This window comes from Streptomyces sp. BYX5S (assembly GCF_054724165.1).
In genome coordinates, this window is the sequence record NZ_CM138829.1 from 4,017,231 (window position 1) to 4,030,504 (window position 13,274).

General features: G+C 71.0%; 12 protein-coding genes. 5 read left to right on the forward strand and 7 right to left on the reverse strand.

Annotation, left to right across the window (positions count from 1 at the left end; translation table 11 throughout):
- The first annotated feature begins 125 nt into the window (after positions 1-125).
- The 3 genes from ACYBSK_RS18240 to trpS all read left to right on the forward strand — a co-directional run bounded on the left by ACYBSK_RS18240 (position 126) and on the right by trpS (position 3,753).
- Positions 126-1,166: an NAD(P)-dependent alcohol dehydrogenase gene (locus ACYBSK_RS18240; RefSeq protein WP_460246858.1), complete on the forward strand. Its 1,041-nt coding sequence runs from the start codon at positions 126-128 to the stop codon at positions 1,164-1,166.
- A gap of 87 nt (positions 1,167-1,253) precedes the next feature.
- Complete coding sequence (locus ACYBSK_RS18245) at positions 1,254-2,480, forward strand: cytochrome P450 (RefSeq protein WP_457478188.1); 1,227 nt, start codon at positions 1,254-1,256, stop codon at positions 2,478-2,480.
- 193 nt (positions 2,481-2,673) lie between these two features.
- Positions 2,674-3,753 carry a tryptophan--tRNA ligase gene (trpS, locus tag ACYBSK_RS18250; RefSeq protein ID WP_460246859.1) on the forward strand — a complete coding sequence of 360 codons (1,080 nt, stop codon included), beginning with the start codon at positions 2,674-2,676 and terminating at the stop codon, positions 3,751-3,753.
- A 178-nt stretch (positions 3,754-3,931) separates the two neighbouring features.
- Here trpS and ACYBSK_RS18255 read toward each other — a convergent pair whose 3' ends face one another.
- Positions 3,932-4,219, reverse strand: coding sequence for a zinc-ribbon domain-containing protein (locus tag ACYBSK_RS18255; RefSeq protein ID WP_460246860.1), 288 nt, complete (start codon positions 4,217-4,219; stop codon positions 3,932-3,934).
- 243 nt (positions 4,220-4,462) lie between these two features.
- Here ACYBSK_RS18255 and ACYBSK_RS18260 point away from each other — a divergent pair, with 243 nt between their 5' ends.
- Entirely contained in the window at positions 4,463-4,954 is a 492-nt protein-coding gene (locus tag ACYBSK_RS18260) for a peptidylprolyl isomerase (protein ID WP_457478191.1), read from the forward strand.
- 150 nt (positions 4,955-5,104) lie between these two features.
- On the forward strand, positions 5,105-6,427 hold the full coding sequence (locus ACYBSK_RS18265; RefSeq protein WP_460246861.1) for a S28 family serine protease: 1,323 nt from the start codon (positions 5,105-5,107) through the stop codon (positions 6,425-6,427).
- A gap of 3 nt (positions 6,428-6,430) precedes the next feature.
- Here ACYBSK_RS18265 and ACYBSK_RS18270 read toward each other — a convergent pair whose 3' ends face one another.
- The 6 genes from ACYBSK_RS18270 to ACYBSK_RS18295 all read right to left on the reverse strand — a co-directional run bounded on the left by ACYBSK_RS18270 (position 6,431) and on the right by ACYBSK_RS18295 (position 13,048).
- On the reverse strand, positions 6,431-7,186 hold the full coding sequence (locus tag ACYBSK_RS18270) for a ferredoxin reductase (RefSeq protein WP_460246862.1): 756 nt from the start codon (positions 7,184-7,186) through the stop codon (positions 6,431-6,433).
- Positions 7,179-7,790, reverse strand: coding sequence for a sulfite oxidase-like oxidoreductase (locus tag ACYBSK_RS18275; RefSeq protein WP_457478194.1), 612 nt, complete (start codon positions 7,788-7,790; stop codon positions 7,179-7,181). Before ACYBSK_RS18275 ends, ACYBSK_RS18270 begins: the two co-directional genes overlap by 8 nt.
- Positions 7,787-9,079, reverse strand: a complete 1,293-nt coding sequence (locus ACYBSK_RS18280) for an amidohydrolase (protein ID WP_460246863.1) — start codon at positions 9,077-9,079, stop codon at positions 7,787-7,789. The genes ACYBSK_RS18275 and ACYBSK_RS18280 overlap by 4 nt, the downstream gene beginning before the upstream one ends.
- Positions 9,076-9,843 carry a nucleoside phosphorylase gene (locus ACYBSK_RS18285; RefSeq protein WP_460246864.1) on the reverse strand — a complete coding sequence of 256 codons (768 nt, stop codon included), beginning with the start codon at positions 9,841-9,843 and terminating at the stop codon, positions 9,076-9,078. Before ACYBSK_RS18285 ends, ACYBSK_RS18280 begins: the two co-directional genes overlap by 4 nt.
- Before the next feature lie 120 nt (positions 9,844-9,963).
- A protein-coding gene (locus ACYBSK_RS18290; protein WP_460243152.1) for an IS5 family transposase occupies positions 9,964-10,811 on the reverse strand; the annotation gives its coding sequence in 2 pieces (ribosomal slippage) (positions 9,964-10,472 and positions 10,472-10,811; 849 coding nt in all).
- A 38-nt stretch (positions 10,812-10,849) separates the two neighbouring features.
- Entirely contained in the window at positions 10,850-13,048 is a 2,199-nt protein-coding gene (locus ACYBSK_RS18295) for an FUSC family protein (protein WP_457481787.1), read from the reverse strand.
- Positions 13,049-13,274 lie beyond the last annotated feature (226 nt).

Below are 13,274 nucleotides of genomic sequence, written 5' to 3' on the forward strand. Positions count from 1 at the left end.
GTACGGTCGGGGTCCTTTTTTGTGCTTTTTTGCATGTCCCGCCGGGACACATGTCCCATTGGGACGCGAGCGAGTTATCGTGGGAGGCGCGGGGGCCGCGAGAGCGACGAAGGAGTCGAGAAGTCATGAAGGCACTTCAGTACCGGACCGTAGGGGCAGCGCCCGAGGTCGTCACCGTCCCGGACCCCGAGCCCGGCCCCGGACAAGTCCTGCTGAAGGTCACCGCCGCCGGAGTGTGCCACTCCGACATCGCCGTGATGAGCTGGCCCGCCGAGGGCTTTCCCTATGAACTGCCGCTGACCCTCGGGCACGAGGGCGTCGGCACCGTCGCCGCGCTCGGCGCCGGAGTGAGCGGGTTCGAGGAGGGCGACTCCGTCGCCGTCTACGGACCGTGGGGCTGCGGCACCTGCGCCAAGTGCGCCGAGGGCAAGGAGAACTACTGCCTGCGCGCCGCCGAGCTGGGCATCAACCCGCCCGGACTCGGTTCCCCCGGCTCCATGGCCGAGTACATGATCGTCGACGACCCGCGCCACCTCGTGCCGATCGACGGCCTCGACCCCGTCGCGACCGTGCCGCTCACCGACGCGGGCCTCACGCCGTACCACGCGATCAAGCGCTCGCTGCCCAAGCTGGTGCCCGGCTCGACCGCCGTCGTCATCGGCACCGGCGGCCTCGGCCACGTGGCCATCCAGCTGCTGTGCGCCATGACCGCCGCCCGTGTCATCGCCCTCGACGTGTCCGAGGACAAGCTCGCCCTCGCCAGGACCGTCGGCGCGCACGAGGCGATCCTGTCCGACGCGCAGGCCGCGGGGAAGGTCAAGGAGCTGACCGGCGGGCGCGGCGCCGAGGCCGTCTTCGACTTCGTCGGAGTCCAGCCCACCGTCCAGACGGCCGGCGCGGTCGCCGCCGTGGAGGGCGACGTCACGATCGTCGGCATCGGCGGCGGCACCCTGCCCGTCGGCTTCGGCGCCACGAACTTCGAGGTCAGCGTCACCGCCCCGTACTGGGGCAGCCGCGGTGAGCTCGTCGAGGTGCTCGACCTGGCGCGCGCCGGAGCCGTCTCCGTGCACACCGAGACCTTCTCGCTCGACGACGCCCCCAAGGCGTACGAGCTGCTGCACGACGGCAAGATCAACGGGCGTGCGGTGATCCTTCCGAACGGCTGACACCGGGGAACCGGGGAGGGGTGTACGTGCTGACGGGCGGTCAATAGGCTCAGCCGGACCGCCCGTTGCACCGTCACAGGGAGCCCCATGTCCACCGCGCAGGTCCCCGACATCCTCTCGCCGGAGTTCGCCGCAGACCCCTACCCCGCCTACCGCGCGATGCGCGAGTCCGCCCCGCTGCTGTGGCACGAGGCCACGCAGAGCTGGATCGTTTCGCGGTACGCCGACGTGGAGCGCATCTTCAAGGACAAACAGGCGCAGTTCACCACCGACAACTACGACTGGCAGCTCGAACCCGTGCACGGCGGCAGGACCATCCTGCAAATGAGCGGGCGCGAGCACTCGGTGCGCCGCGCGCTGGTCGCCCCCGCCTTCCGCGGCAGCGAACTGCAGGACAAGTTCCTGCCCGTCATCGAGCGCAACTCCCGTGAACTCATCGACCGGTTCAGGGAATCCGGCTCCGCCGACCTCGTCGCCGACTACGCCACCCGCTTCCCCGTCGACGTCATCGCCGACATGCTCGGCCTCGACAAGGCCGACCACGCCCGCTTCCACGGCTGGTACACCGCCGTCGTCGCCTTCCTCTCCAACCTGGCGGGCGACCCGGAGGTCGCCGCGGCGGGGGAGCGGACCCGGGTCGAGTTCGCCGAGTACATGATCCCGATCATCCAGGAGCGCCGCGAGAACCCGGGCGACGACCTGCTCTCCGCGCTCTGCGCCGCGGAGGTCGACGGGGTGCAGATGAGCGACGAGGACATCAAGGCGTTCTGCAGCCTGCTGCTCGCGGCCGGTGGCGAGACCACCGACAAGGCCATCGCCTCCCTGTTCGCCAACCTCCTCGCGAACCCCGACCAGTTGGCGGCCGTGCGCGCCGACCGCTCCCTCGTGCCGCGGGCCTTCGCCGAGACGCTGCGGCTCACCCCGCCCGTGCACATGATCATGCGCCAGTCGGCCGTCGACGTGGAGCTGACCGGCGGCACGGTGCCCGCCGGAGCCACGGTCACGCTGCTCATCGGCGCGGCCAACCGCGACGGGGACCGGTACAAGGACGCGGACCGCTTCGACCTGTTCCGCGAGGACCTGACCGGGACCACCGCCTTCTCGGCCGCCGCCGACCACCTCGCCTTCGCCCTCGGCCGGCACTTCTGCGTCGGCGCGCTGCTCGCCAAGGCCGAGGTGGAGACGGCCGTGAACCACCTGCTCGACGCGATGCCCGACATACGGCTCGCCGAAGGGTTCGCGCCGGTCGAGCGGGGCGTCTTCACCCGCGGTCCCGAGGCGCTGCCGGTGCGGTTCACGCCGGTCGCGGGCTGACTGGGCCGCCCCGACGCGTGTACGATTGCGTCATGCATCGTTCTACGTGTCTCAACTGGTGGCGCCTCACTTAGAGGCGGCCGCACAGCCAAGCACGTACAAGGGCCGTCCCTGGACGGCCCTTTTTCGCTGCCTCCCCAGCCGGAGGTCACGCCGTCCCGAGGGCGCCCGTGACTCCAGGGGAGAGACCACCATGAGCAGCACCACCGCCGTCCTCGGCGCCACCGGCGACCTCGGCACCTCCGCCGCCCGGACCCGTAGCGCCGAACTCGAACAACTGGTGCGCGCGGATCCCGGGCGGTTCCGGATCCTCACCGGGGACCGGCCCACCGGACGGCTGCACCTCGGGCACTACTTCGGGACCCTGCACAACCGCGTACGGCTCCAGAACCTCGGCGTCGAGACCTTCGTCCTGATCGCCGACTACCAGGTCCTCACCGACCGCGACGTCGCCGACGACCTCACGGCGTACGTGGAGGAACTGGTCCTCGACCATCTGGCGGTCGGCATCGACCCCGAGCGCTCCACGGTCTTCACGCACAGCGCGCTGCCCGCGCTGAACCAGTTGCTGCTGCCGTTCCTCAGCCTCGTCTCCGTCGCCGAGCTGAGCCGCAACCCGACCGTGAAGGACGAGATCGCCCACTCCCGGCAGTCCGCGGTGAGCGGGCTGATGTTCACGTATCCCGTGCACCAGGCCGCCGACATCCTCTTCTGCAAGGCCAACCTCGTGCCCGTCGGCCAGGACCAGCTGCCGCACCTGGAGGTCACCCGCACCGTCGCCCGCCGCTTCAACGACCGCTACGGCCCGGTCTTCCCGCAGCCCGACGCCCTGCTGTCCACGGCGCCGCTGCTGCTCGGCACGGACGGCACCAAGATGAGCAAGTCCCGCGGCAACGCCATCGCCCTGTCCGCCACCGCCGACGAGACCGCGCGCCTGATCCGCGGCGCCCGGACGGACGCCGAACGCCGCATCACGTACGACCCGGCGAGCCGCCCCGAGGTCTCCTCGCTCGTCCTGCTCGCCGCCTTGTGCGAGGACGCCGATCCGCGGACGGTGGCGGAGGAGATCGGCGACGGCGGCGGCGCCGCGCTCAAGCGGCGCGTCACCGAGGCCGTGAACACGTACCTGGCGCCGGTCCGGGCGCGCCGCGCGCTGTACGCACAGGACCGCGCCCTGGTGAGAGAGGTGCTGCGGGCCGGGAACGAGCGGGCCGGAGCGATCGCCGACGCGACGCTGAGGGAGGTGCGGGCCGCCATGAACGCCGCGTACTGACGGGGGTCCGCACAGCCGCCGGGACGATTCTGCGATCGGTGTGCATGCTCTCCCCGATCCCGGGCAGCAGGAGAACAGACGCTCTTGCAGCCCACCCCCCCCGGGCGCTCGAGCCTGTGGCCCTGTCGCCCCCTCTCCCCCCTGGGAGGCGACAGGGCCGCCTTCTTCTGGCGAAGAACTAGCCCTGGTAGTGCTGCTGTTGCTGCTGCGGAGCCCCGGCCTGCGGATCGGCGGCGGCCTGCGCCACCATCGCGTCCACGTGCTCCTTGGGGACCTGGTGGGCGGCGCCGCAGAACGTGCACTGCGCCTGGTACTTGGTCGAGACCGGGAACAGCGGGATGAAGAACAGCGTGAACTTCGTGACGAACTTGCGCAGCGTGTGCGCCGCGGGGTTGCCGCAGTTGCCGCAGACGAAGGTGAGAATCGCGAGCTGGAACGCGTAGCCCCGCGTGCCGAAGATGATCATTGGGTCCCTCCCGTTGGTGTGGCCGCCGCAGAGCGTCCGGCTGCCACCGTCATCGTATGCGGCGGCCCCCTGAGCCTCACAAGCCGTAGCCGGGCGGGGGCGTGCAGACGTAGGACCGGCTCGCGGCCCGAATGCTCGCGCCCCGCACGTGAAGTGTCACGGAGCGTGCGAATGGTGGAGGAAAACGGCCATCACGACGGGCCGAATCGGCAATCCGGGGCTCGTGATGAAAGGATTGCGCCCATGGCAATCAAGACCTACTTCGACATCACGATCAACGACGAGCCCGCCGGGCGGATCACGTTCAACCTCTTCGAGGACGTCGTCCCGAAGACCGCGGAGAACTTCCGCGCCCTGTGCACGGGCGAGAAGGGCTTCGGCTACGCCGGCTCGTCCTTCCACCGCGTCATCCCGCAGTTCATGCTGCAGGGCGGCGACTTCACCAACGGCAACGGCACGGGCGGCAAGAGCATCTACGGCGAGAAGTTCGCCGACGAGAACTTCCAGCTCAAGCACACCAAGCCGGGCCAGCTCTCGATGGCCAACGCGGGCCCGAACACCAACGGCTCGCAGTTCTTCATCACCACCATCGTCACCGACTGGCTGGACGGCAAGCACGTCGTCTTCGGCGAGGTCGAGGACGGCATGGACCTCGTGAAGAAGATCGAGGCCCTCGGCTCGCGCAGCGGTGCCACCTCGGCGAAGATCACGATCGCCGAGTCCGGCCAGCTCTGATCCACCCCTCCTGGAGCCGGGACCCCACGACGGGGTCCCGGCTCCAGGCATGTCCGGCGGGGTTCAACTCCCGGGCGCCCGGAGCGCGTTAAGGTCTCGGTCGGCGGATCACCGATCCGCCTCACCGTTCCCTCGACCCGAGGAGCACCGTTGCGTCCGCGCACCATACCCACGCTGCTGCTGTCCGCCGCCCTCACGGCGGGCGTCCTCGCCGCCACCGCGGCACCGGCGGCCGCCGCCCCCACGTCGTTCGAGGACCGGCTGCGGTCCCTGCCCGGCGTGACCGTCACCGGCGTCACCGACAAGGAGGGCTTCCCGCTCTACTCCCTGTCGATCACGCAGCCGGTCGACCACGCCAGACCCGGCCTCGGCACGTTCCAGCAGCGCTTCACGCTCTGGCACAAGTCGACGGCCAAGCCCGTCGTCGTCTACACCGGCGGCTACGGCCTGTCCTCCTCGACCCGCGAGCCCACCACCCTCCTCGACGCCAACCAGCTCAGCGTCGAACACCGCTTCTTCGAGAAGTCCGTACCGGCGGGCGGCACCCCCTGGAACAAGATGACGGTGCAGCAGGAGGCGGCCGACGAGCACGGCATCGTGCGGGCGGTGCGGCCGCTGTACGAGAAGACGTCCAAGTGGCTCGCGACCGGCGGCTCCAAGGGTGGCATGACGGCCACGTACCACTACCGCTTCTACCCGGAGGACTACGACGGCGTCGTCGCCTACGTCGCCCCGAACGACGCCAACAACAACGACGACAGCGGCTACGAGACCTTCTTCAAGCGGGTCGGCACCGAGGAGTGCCGCGACGCGCTCGCCGCCGTGCAGCGCGAGATGCTGGTGCGCCGCGACACCCTGCTGCCGAAGTTCGAGAAGACGGCGAAGGACGAGGGCTACACCTTCACCAACACCCTCGGAACCACCGACCGGGCCTACGAGTTCGCCGTCCTCGACCAGGTGTGGAACTTCTGGCAGTCCGGCACCGTCGACAACTGCCCCACCGTGCCCGACGCGAAGACCGTCTCCGACGACGAGCTCTACACGTGGTCCCTCGACCACGGCCTGTCCGTCTACGAGGACTCCACGCTCGGCGCCAACAGCTCGGGCCCCTACTACCGGCAGGCCGCCGCCCAACTCGGCTGGGCCGACCTGAAGTTCAAGAACCTCAAGGGAGTGCGCAACTACCCGGACATCTACCAGCCCAACTCGGTGCTGCCCGCCGGCATGCGCACCACCTACGACGGCGCCGTCATCAAGGACGTCGACCGCTGGGTGCGCACGAAGTCCGAGCGGATGCTGTTCGTCTACGGGCAGAACGACCCGTGGAGCGCGGAGCAGTTCACGCCCAGCAGGCGCGACTCGTACAAGTACGTCGTGCCGAACTCCAACCACGGCGCCCGGATCTCCGCGCTGCCCGCGAACGAACGGGACGCGGCGACCGCCACGATCAAGCGGTGGGCCGGAGTCCGCTAGCCCTCACCCGAAGCGCTCGATGCGGATCCGGTCCACGGGCTGACCGAGGCCGACGAGGAGCCGCGAGGCGTGTTCCGCGAACGAGTTGGAGCCGCACACGTACGCCTCCCAGCGCGGCGCGGCCGCGCTGAAGCACGGCGCGAGATGGTCCGCGGACAGGCGCCGGCGCTCGCCCTCACGGGTGAGCACCGGCGTCGTCTCGGCCCCGTACTCGTCGGCGTAGATCAGGTCCGCACGCGTGCGCGCCGACACGAACAGGCGCAGCGGCACGTCCAGTCGGCGCTGCCGGTGGTGGCGGATCATCGACATCAGCGGCACGACGCCGGACCCCGCGCCGAGCAGCAGCGCGGGCCGGTCGCCCGGCCATGCGAAGAAGCCGCTGAGCGGACCGCGTACCTCCACCTCGTCGCCGACCCGCGCCCCGGTGTGCAGGAAGCCGGACACCTCGCCGTCCGCCACGTGGTCGAGCGTCAGCTCGATGTGCCCCGAGTCGTCGGGCGCCGACGCCAGCGAGTAGTGGCGCTGGGCCGTGTACCCGTCCTCGGCGGTCAGCCGCAGCATCAGGTGCTGACCGGGCAGATGCCCCTGCCAGCCGGGCACCGCGAAACGGAACGTCGACGCGTTCGCCGTCTCCCGGCGGATCTCCGCGATCACGGCACGCTGCCAGAGCGCTCCGCCCTGACCTGCGGCGATCCGGCCGGGTACGGCGAGGCGGGTCGGGGGAGTGAAGGGGGTGGTGTGCGGCACGGTCTCAGTCACCTGCGTATCGCTGTTCTTCCCAGGGGTTGCCCCGTGCGTGGTACCCGTTCTGCTCCCAGAAACCGGGCTCGTCGTGATCGAGGAGCCGCAGGCCCGCGACCCACTTCACGCTCTTCCAGAAGTACAGGTGCGGCACCAACAGGCGGGCGGGGCCGCCGTGTTCGGCCGTCAGCGGCTCGTCCTCGTAGGTGAACGCGAGCCACGCCCTCCCGCCCGTCACGTCGGCGAGCGGCAGGTTCGCCGTGTACCCGGTGTGCGAGTACGCCACGATGTGCGTCGCGGCGGGGGAGGGGCGCACCGCGTCGAGGAACGTGTCGAGCGAGACACCACCGAAGCGCACCCCGAACTTCGACCACGTCGTCACGCAGTGGATGTCCCCGCTGTACGACGCCGGAGGCAGCGCCCGTGCCTCGTCCCACGCCCACGTGCGGGGCTCCGCCACCAGGCCGTCGACGGTGAACGTCCAGTCCTGGCGGTCGAGTTGCGGTGTCACCTCGGCGGACAGCACGGGCCAGTCGTCGCCCGTGTCGTACTGGCCGGGCGGCAGGCCCGGGTTGTGGACGCGGGGGCGGCCGACGAAGCCGCGGGTCGCGTGGCCGGTCATGCGAGGGCCTCCAGATCGGCGAGGACCGCGCCCTCGTCGAGCGTCGTGAGCGTACGGTCGCGCATCAGGACCTTCCCGTCGACGACGGTGTCCCGCACGTCGGAGGAGTGCGCCGCGTAGGCGAGCATCGCGTACGGGTCGTGGCGCGGGGTGAGATGCGGACGGTTCAGGTCGAGGACGATCAGGTCCGCGCGCTTGCCGACCTCCAGCGAGCCCAGTGCGTCGCCGAGGCCCAGCGCGCGGGCGCCCTCGATGGTGGCCATGCGTACGGCCTGCTCGGCGCCGACCGCCGTCGGGTCGCCGTCCGCCTTGTGCACCAGGGCCGCCTGCCGCACCGCGCCCAGCACGTCGAGCGTGTTCGAGCTGACCGCGCCGTCCGTGCCGAGACCGACGGTGACCCCCGCGCTCAGCAGCCGCGGCACCGGGGCGATGCCACAGCCCAGCTTCAGGTTCGACACCGGGCAGTGGGCCACCGAGGCGCCCGCGCGGGCGAGCGCCGCGATCTCGCCGCCGGTCAGGTCGACGGCGTGGGCGAGCACCACGTCGGGGCCCAGCAGGTCGAGCGAGTCCAGGAGTTCGACGGGGCGACGGCCGTGCGCCACCTCCACGTTCGCCACCTCCGCCGCGTTCTCCGCCGCGTGCAGGTGGATCAGCGCCCCGAACTCGCGGGCGAGGCCGAAGCACTCGACGAGCTGCTCGGGGGAGAGCGTGTACGTGGAGTGCGCGAAGACGACGGGACGGCCGCCGCCGGCGCGGGCTTCGAGGTCCCGGCGCGCCCAGTCCATGCGCTCCTTGTACGGCCGCCCGTCCGGCGGCTCGGGGACGTCCATGAACAGCGGACCGGTGTGCAGCCGCCACCCGGCGTCCCGCGCCGCCGCTTCGGCGGCCTCGTGGAACCAGTACATGTCGAGCGCCGACGTGACACCCGCCCGGACGCTCTCCGCGACGGCGACACGGACGGCCGAGGCCACGGTGTCCGGGTCGAGGAGGCGCGCCTCGGCGGGCACCACACGGCCCAGGAACTCCTGGAGCGTCACGTCGTCGGCGGTGCCGCGCAGCAGCGTCATCGCGAGGTGGGTGTGCGTGTTGATCAGGCCGGGCAGGACCAGCGCGCCGGAGGCGTCGAGGGTCTCGGCCGCGGTGTACCGGGCGCGCAGCTCGTCGCCGGGCCCGACCGCGACGATCGCGCCGTCGCGCACGGCGACCGCGCCGTCCTCGACGACGCTGGAGGCGTCGTCGACGGTGAGGACGGTGCCGCCATGGACCAGCAGATCGACGGACTCGGTCACAGTTGCTCCTCGGTGAGTGTGCGCAGGGCTTCGAGCGCCACGACGCTGCCGCGCGCGACGCCCTCCGCGACGACGTCGCGGTGCGGGTCGTAACCGCCGGTGCTCTCCTGGTCCACCAGCTCGTCCGCGTTGACACCGTCGACGACGAGCACGGCGCCGGCGACGAGCCCGCGCAGCGACGCCATGACGAACAGGGCGGAGACCTCCATCTCGATCGCCGCGAGGCCCGCGCCGTCGTACTGGTTCAGAGGGATCAGCCCTGGTTGGAACGCCGCCCGCGTCCATACGATTCCCCGGTGGTGCGGGGCGCCCGCCGCGCGGGCCGCGCGCGTCAGCGCGAACACGGCCTCCGGCGACGACACCGCGGGGTACTCGGCGGGGACCAGCTGCCCGGTCACGCCGTCGTCGCGGACCGCGGCCTCGGCCACGACCAGGTCCCCGTCGTCGATCCCCGGCCGCATCGCACCCGCCGTACCGAACCGCACGAACGTCCGCACGCCCGCGTCGGCCAGCTCCTGGAAGAGCAGGATCGCCCCCGGCCCGCCGATGCCGTGGGAGGCGACGACCACCGGCACCCCGCGCCACGTGCCGCGGAACGTCCGGTACTCCCGGTGGTACGACACCTCCTCGGCGTCGTCGAGGAGCGCGGCGACGGCCGCGGCGCGGGCCGGGTCGCCGACGACGACGGCGCGTGGCGGCAGCCCCGTGCGCGGTACGCGGGACAGCGGGAGCAGGGCGTGTGGATCGGGTGCGGGGGCACTCACGGGGTGACTCCAGTCGTACGACAGCGCGTCATCGTGTCGGCATGGGTGTCGCGGGGATCCGAAGATCGTATCCCCAGGTGGGACGGGTTCTGAAGGCGGGCCGTGCCCTAGGTCGTGTCTTCAAAGTGGTCGGAGCCAGAGCAGTGTGGCGGCGAGGGTGATGACGGCTTCGAATGAGGTAGCGGTCTTGTCGTAGCGGGTGGCGATGGCGCGGTAGTGCTTGAGCCGGTTGAAGCAGCGTTCGACGACGTTGCGGCGCCGGTAGTGGGCTTTGTCGAAGCCGCAGGGACGTTCGCCGCGCCTGATCCGTCCGTTGAGCTGGTCGATGCGCTCGGGAATGGTGTGCTTGATACCGCGTCTGCGCAGGTAGGCGCGGATCGAGCGGGAGGAGTAGCCCTTGTCGGCGACCACACGCGCGGGGCGGGTGCGTGGCCGTCCCGGGCCGGGGCCTGCGACGCGGATGCGGGCCATGACCTGCTCGAACTGCGTGCAGTCATTGCGGTTGCCGCCGGTCAGGACGAACGCGAGGGGACGGCCTCGGCCGTCGCAGGCCAGGTGGAGCTTGGTGGTTAATCCTCCGCGGGATCGACCGAGGGCGTGATCTGCCGGTTCGTCCCCCGCCCGGCCCCCTTTTTCGCGCCGGCGGCATGCTGGTGGGCATGGACGAGTGTCGAGTCGACCGCGACGAGCCAGTCCACGTCCGCCCTCGCCTGCCGGTCAGCCTGAACCGCGGCGAGCATCCGGGTGAAGGTGCCGTCCAGGGCCCATCTGCGAAAGCGGGTATAGAGCGACTGCCAGGCCCCGTACCGGGCCGGCACGTCCCGCCAGGCGGCACCGGCCCGAATCTTCCACACGATTCCGTTCAGCACCGTTCGGTCATCCGCACGCGGGCGACCGAACGACCCGGCCGGAAGGAGCGGGCACAACAACTCCCACTCCTCATCCGTCAGTTCATAGCGACGACTCACCGACCCATGGTCTCGCAAACCCACTTTGAAGACACGACCTAGGTGCGCGGCCCCACGGGAACGTCGAGCGGGCGGGCCAGACCGGAGATGCCCTCGTCGAGCCGCTGAAGGTGACGCAGCACACGGAACGTCACGGTGTTCGCCGCGGGGACGCCCAGACCGTCCGTCTCCAGCATCGCCGCGATGCTCGCACCCGACTCCACGGTCCCCGTGGTGTCCTCGTCCTTCACCTGCGCCACCAGCACGTCGATGTTGTGCGCGATGCGCCGCGCCGCCCGCCCGAGCCGCGGATCGGCCGCCACGTGCTTGCTGTACGGGACGAGCTCGGCGGTCGCCGCCAGGGAACGCGCGTGGTACGCGGACGTCTCCAACAACGCCACCAGATAGCGCACGGTCTGCCGCCGCTCGCGCTGCGGCGCGATCGCGTGGGTGAGCGGCTGCGTGGACGCGCGCAGGTCGTCCAGAGCGGTGTCGAGGTCCCGCGCACGGTCCAGCAGGTCCGCGGCCGGGCCACCGCTCAGCTGCTCCACCGCGCCCGCCACCACATCGCCGAGCCGCTCCAGCACCGTGGCCAGCAGCTCGTCGGTGCGGCTGTCGGTACGTACCGGCAGCACCAGCATCGCCGCGATGATGCCGCACGCCGCGCCGAGCGCCGTCTCCTCGATGCGCAGCACCAGCACGTCGAGGCTGTAGGTGTTCAGGAGCGTGTAGAGCAGGCCCAGCATCGCCGTCACGAAGAACGACATCAGCGCGTACGACAACGGCGCGGTGAAGAACGCCGCGAACACGCACAGCAGGACCAGGACGAACGCCACCCACGTGTGATTGCCGACCGCTCCCGCGAGCAGCACACCGGCGAGCACACCGAGGACCGTGCCGAGGACCCGGCGGTAGCCCTTGATGACGATCTCGCCCGTGGACGCCGTGTTGAGGAAGACGACCCAGCAGGTCAGCACGGCCCAGTACCAGCGCTGGCTGGACAGGAACTCGCCGCCGACGATCGCGAGACCGGAACCGACGGCCACCTGGAAGGCGGCGCGGGTGGTGGGCCGGTCGAGGCCCGAGCGGTCGTCCTCCGCCGCCTCGTCGCTCTCCTTGTCCGTGCTCGTCAGGGCGACGGTGCCCGTGATGGACATGTCCTCCGCCTCGAGCTCCTCACGCGAACGCGTCGTGGCGGGGGAGTCGTCCGACTCGTCCTGCGGTCCGTCGAGCGCGATCCGCAGACCCATCACCGCGCGGGCCGCCTCACCGATGCCGCGGAACACGTCCTGCACGGCGAGCGTGGCACCGGGCGGGATGCGCTCCTCGTCGCGGTAGCCGAGCAGCCGGTTGCGGATCTGGGCGACGGCCGTGCCCCGGTTGTCCTCGGCGGGCCGCGCCACCATGAGGTGCAGCGCGCCGAGATCCCGGCGCAGCGTGGCCGTCGCCTCGTCCTCGCGGCGCAGCAGCTTGCCGATCGCGGGCGCGGGCGCGTGCGGCAGATGCAGGGTGAGGGTGTCGGCGCGCTCGGAGCTGCGCGCGGTCAGCAGCAGCATGCCGAGCCGCTCGGCCGCGACCTCCGCGTCGGCCACACGGCGCTGGATCAGCGACGCCGTCGTCGCGTCCCCCGCCCCGTCCTCCAGACGCCCCTGGATCATCAGCGCCGTCTCGTGCAGCCGCGCCGTGTGATGCCGCAGATCGTCCAGTACGTCGTCCAGGTCCTCCGGGGCCGCGTCGAGCAGCCGGGTCTGCGCCGTCACCAACTGCGCGAGCCGCGCCCGGAACGCCCCCCGCAGCCGCCCGAGCACCCGCTGCGGAGTCTCCGGCACCAGAGCGAACCGGGCGACCGCGCTGCACGCGAACGCCACCGCCAACGTACCCGCCAGGATCGGCAGTTGGTCGACGGTCGCGTTCACGAACAGCGACACGAAGTAGACCTGGAAACCCATGAGGCCGAGCGCCGTGCCCCGGTCGCCGAACCGGCGCGAGTAGACCGCGCCGAAGATCAGCGCGATGAAGAACAGATCACCCGCGACAACCTTGTTGTGCAGCAGCGCACCGAGCGTCATGGCGGCGAGCGCCACCGGGAATCCGCAGGCGAGCGTGATCGCCTGCCCGCGTCTGTTCTTCTCGCGGATCGCGAACGTGCTCACCATCGCGGCCATCGCGCCCGCGACCATGTGCGTCACGTCCGTGCCGAGCAGCGCGAGCACGGCCAGTGAGAGACCGATCGCCGCGACGATCCGCAGCCCGGCCATCAGGCGCAGCAGTCCGGGATCGGAAGCGATGAAACGGTCCCAGGTATCCCTGCGGCTCGGCCGTCGCGCCACCAGTGCTCACTCCAAGATCAAGTCGTCGGCGTCGCCCCCGAGCATACGAGGAGGTGGGCGCGGTCCCGACGCGAGTATCGACAGGTGGACTGCCCCCGACCTGGGCACATGGTGGTTTCTGGGGGATTTCCCCCAACGCGGGGCGGGGGACAGC

Coding starts and splice junctions, on each gene's coding strand:
- ACYBSK_RS18240 (WP_460246858.1), top strand. CDS start 126: ATGAAGGCACTTCAGTACCGGACCGTAGGGGCAGCGCCCGAGGTCGTC.
- ACYBSK_RS18255 (WP_460246860.1), bottom strand. CDS start 4,219: ATGATCATCTTCGGCACGCGGGGCTACGCGTTCCAGCTCGCGATTCTC.
- ACYBSK_RS18245 (WP_457478188.1), top strand. CDS start 1,254: ATGTCCACCGCGCAGGTCCCCGACATCCTCTCGCCGGAGTTCGCCGCA.
- ACYBSK_RS18275 (WP_457478194.1), bottom strand. CDS start 7,790: ATGACCGGCCACGCGACCCGCGGCTTCGTCGGCCGCCCCCGCGTCCAC.
- ACYBSK_RS18260 (WP_457478191.1), top strand. CDS start 4,463: ATGGCAATCAAGACCTACTTCGACATCACGATCAACGACGAGCCCGCC.
- ACYBSK_RS18295 (WP_457481787.1), bottom strand. CDS start 13,048: ATGGCCGGGCTGCGGATCGTCGCGGCGATCGGTCTCTCACTGGCCGTG.
- trpS (WP_460246859.1), top strand. CDS start 2,674: ATGAGCAGCACCACCGCCGTCCTCGGCGCCACCGGCGACCTCGGCACC.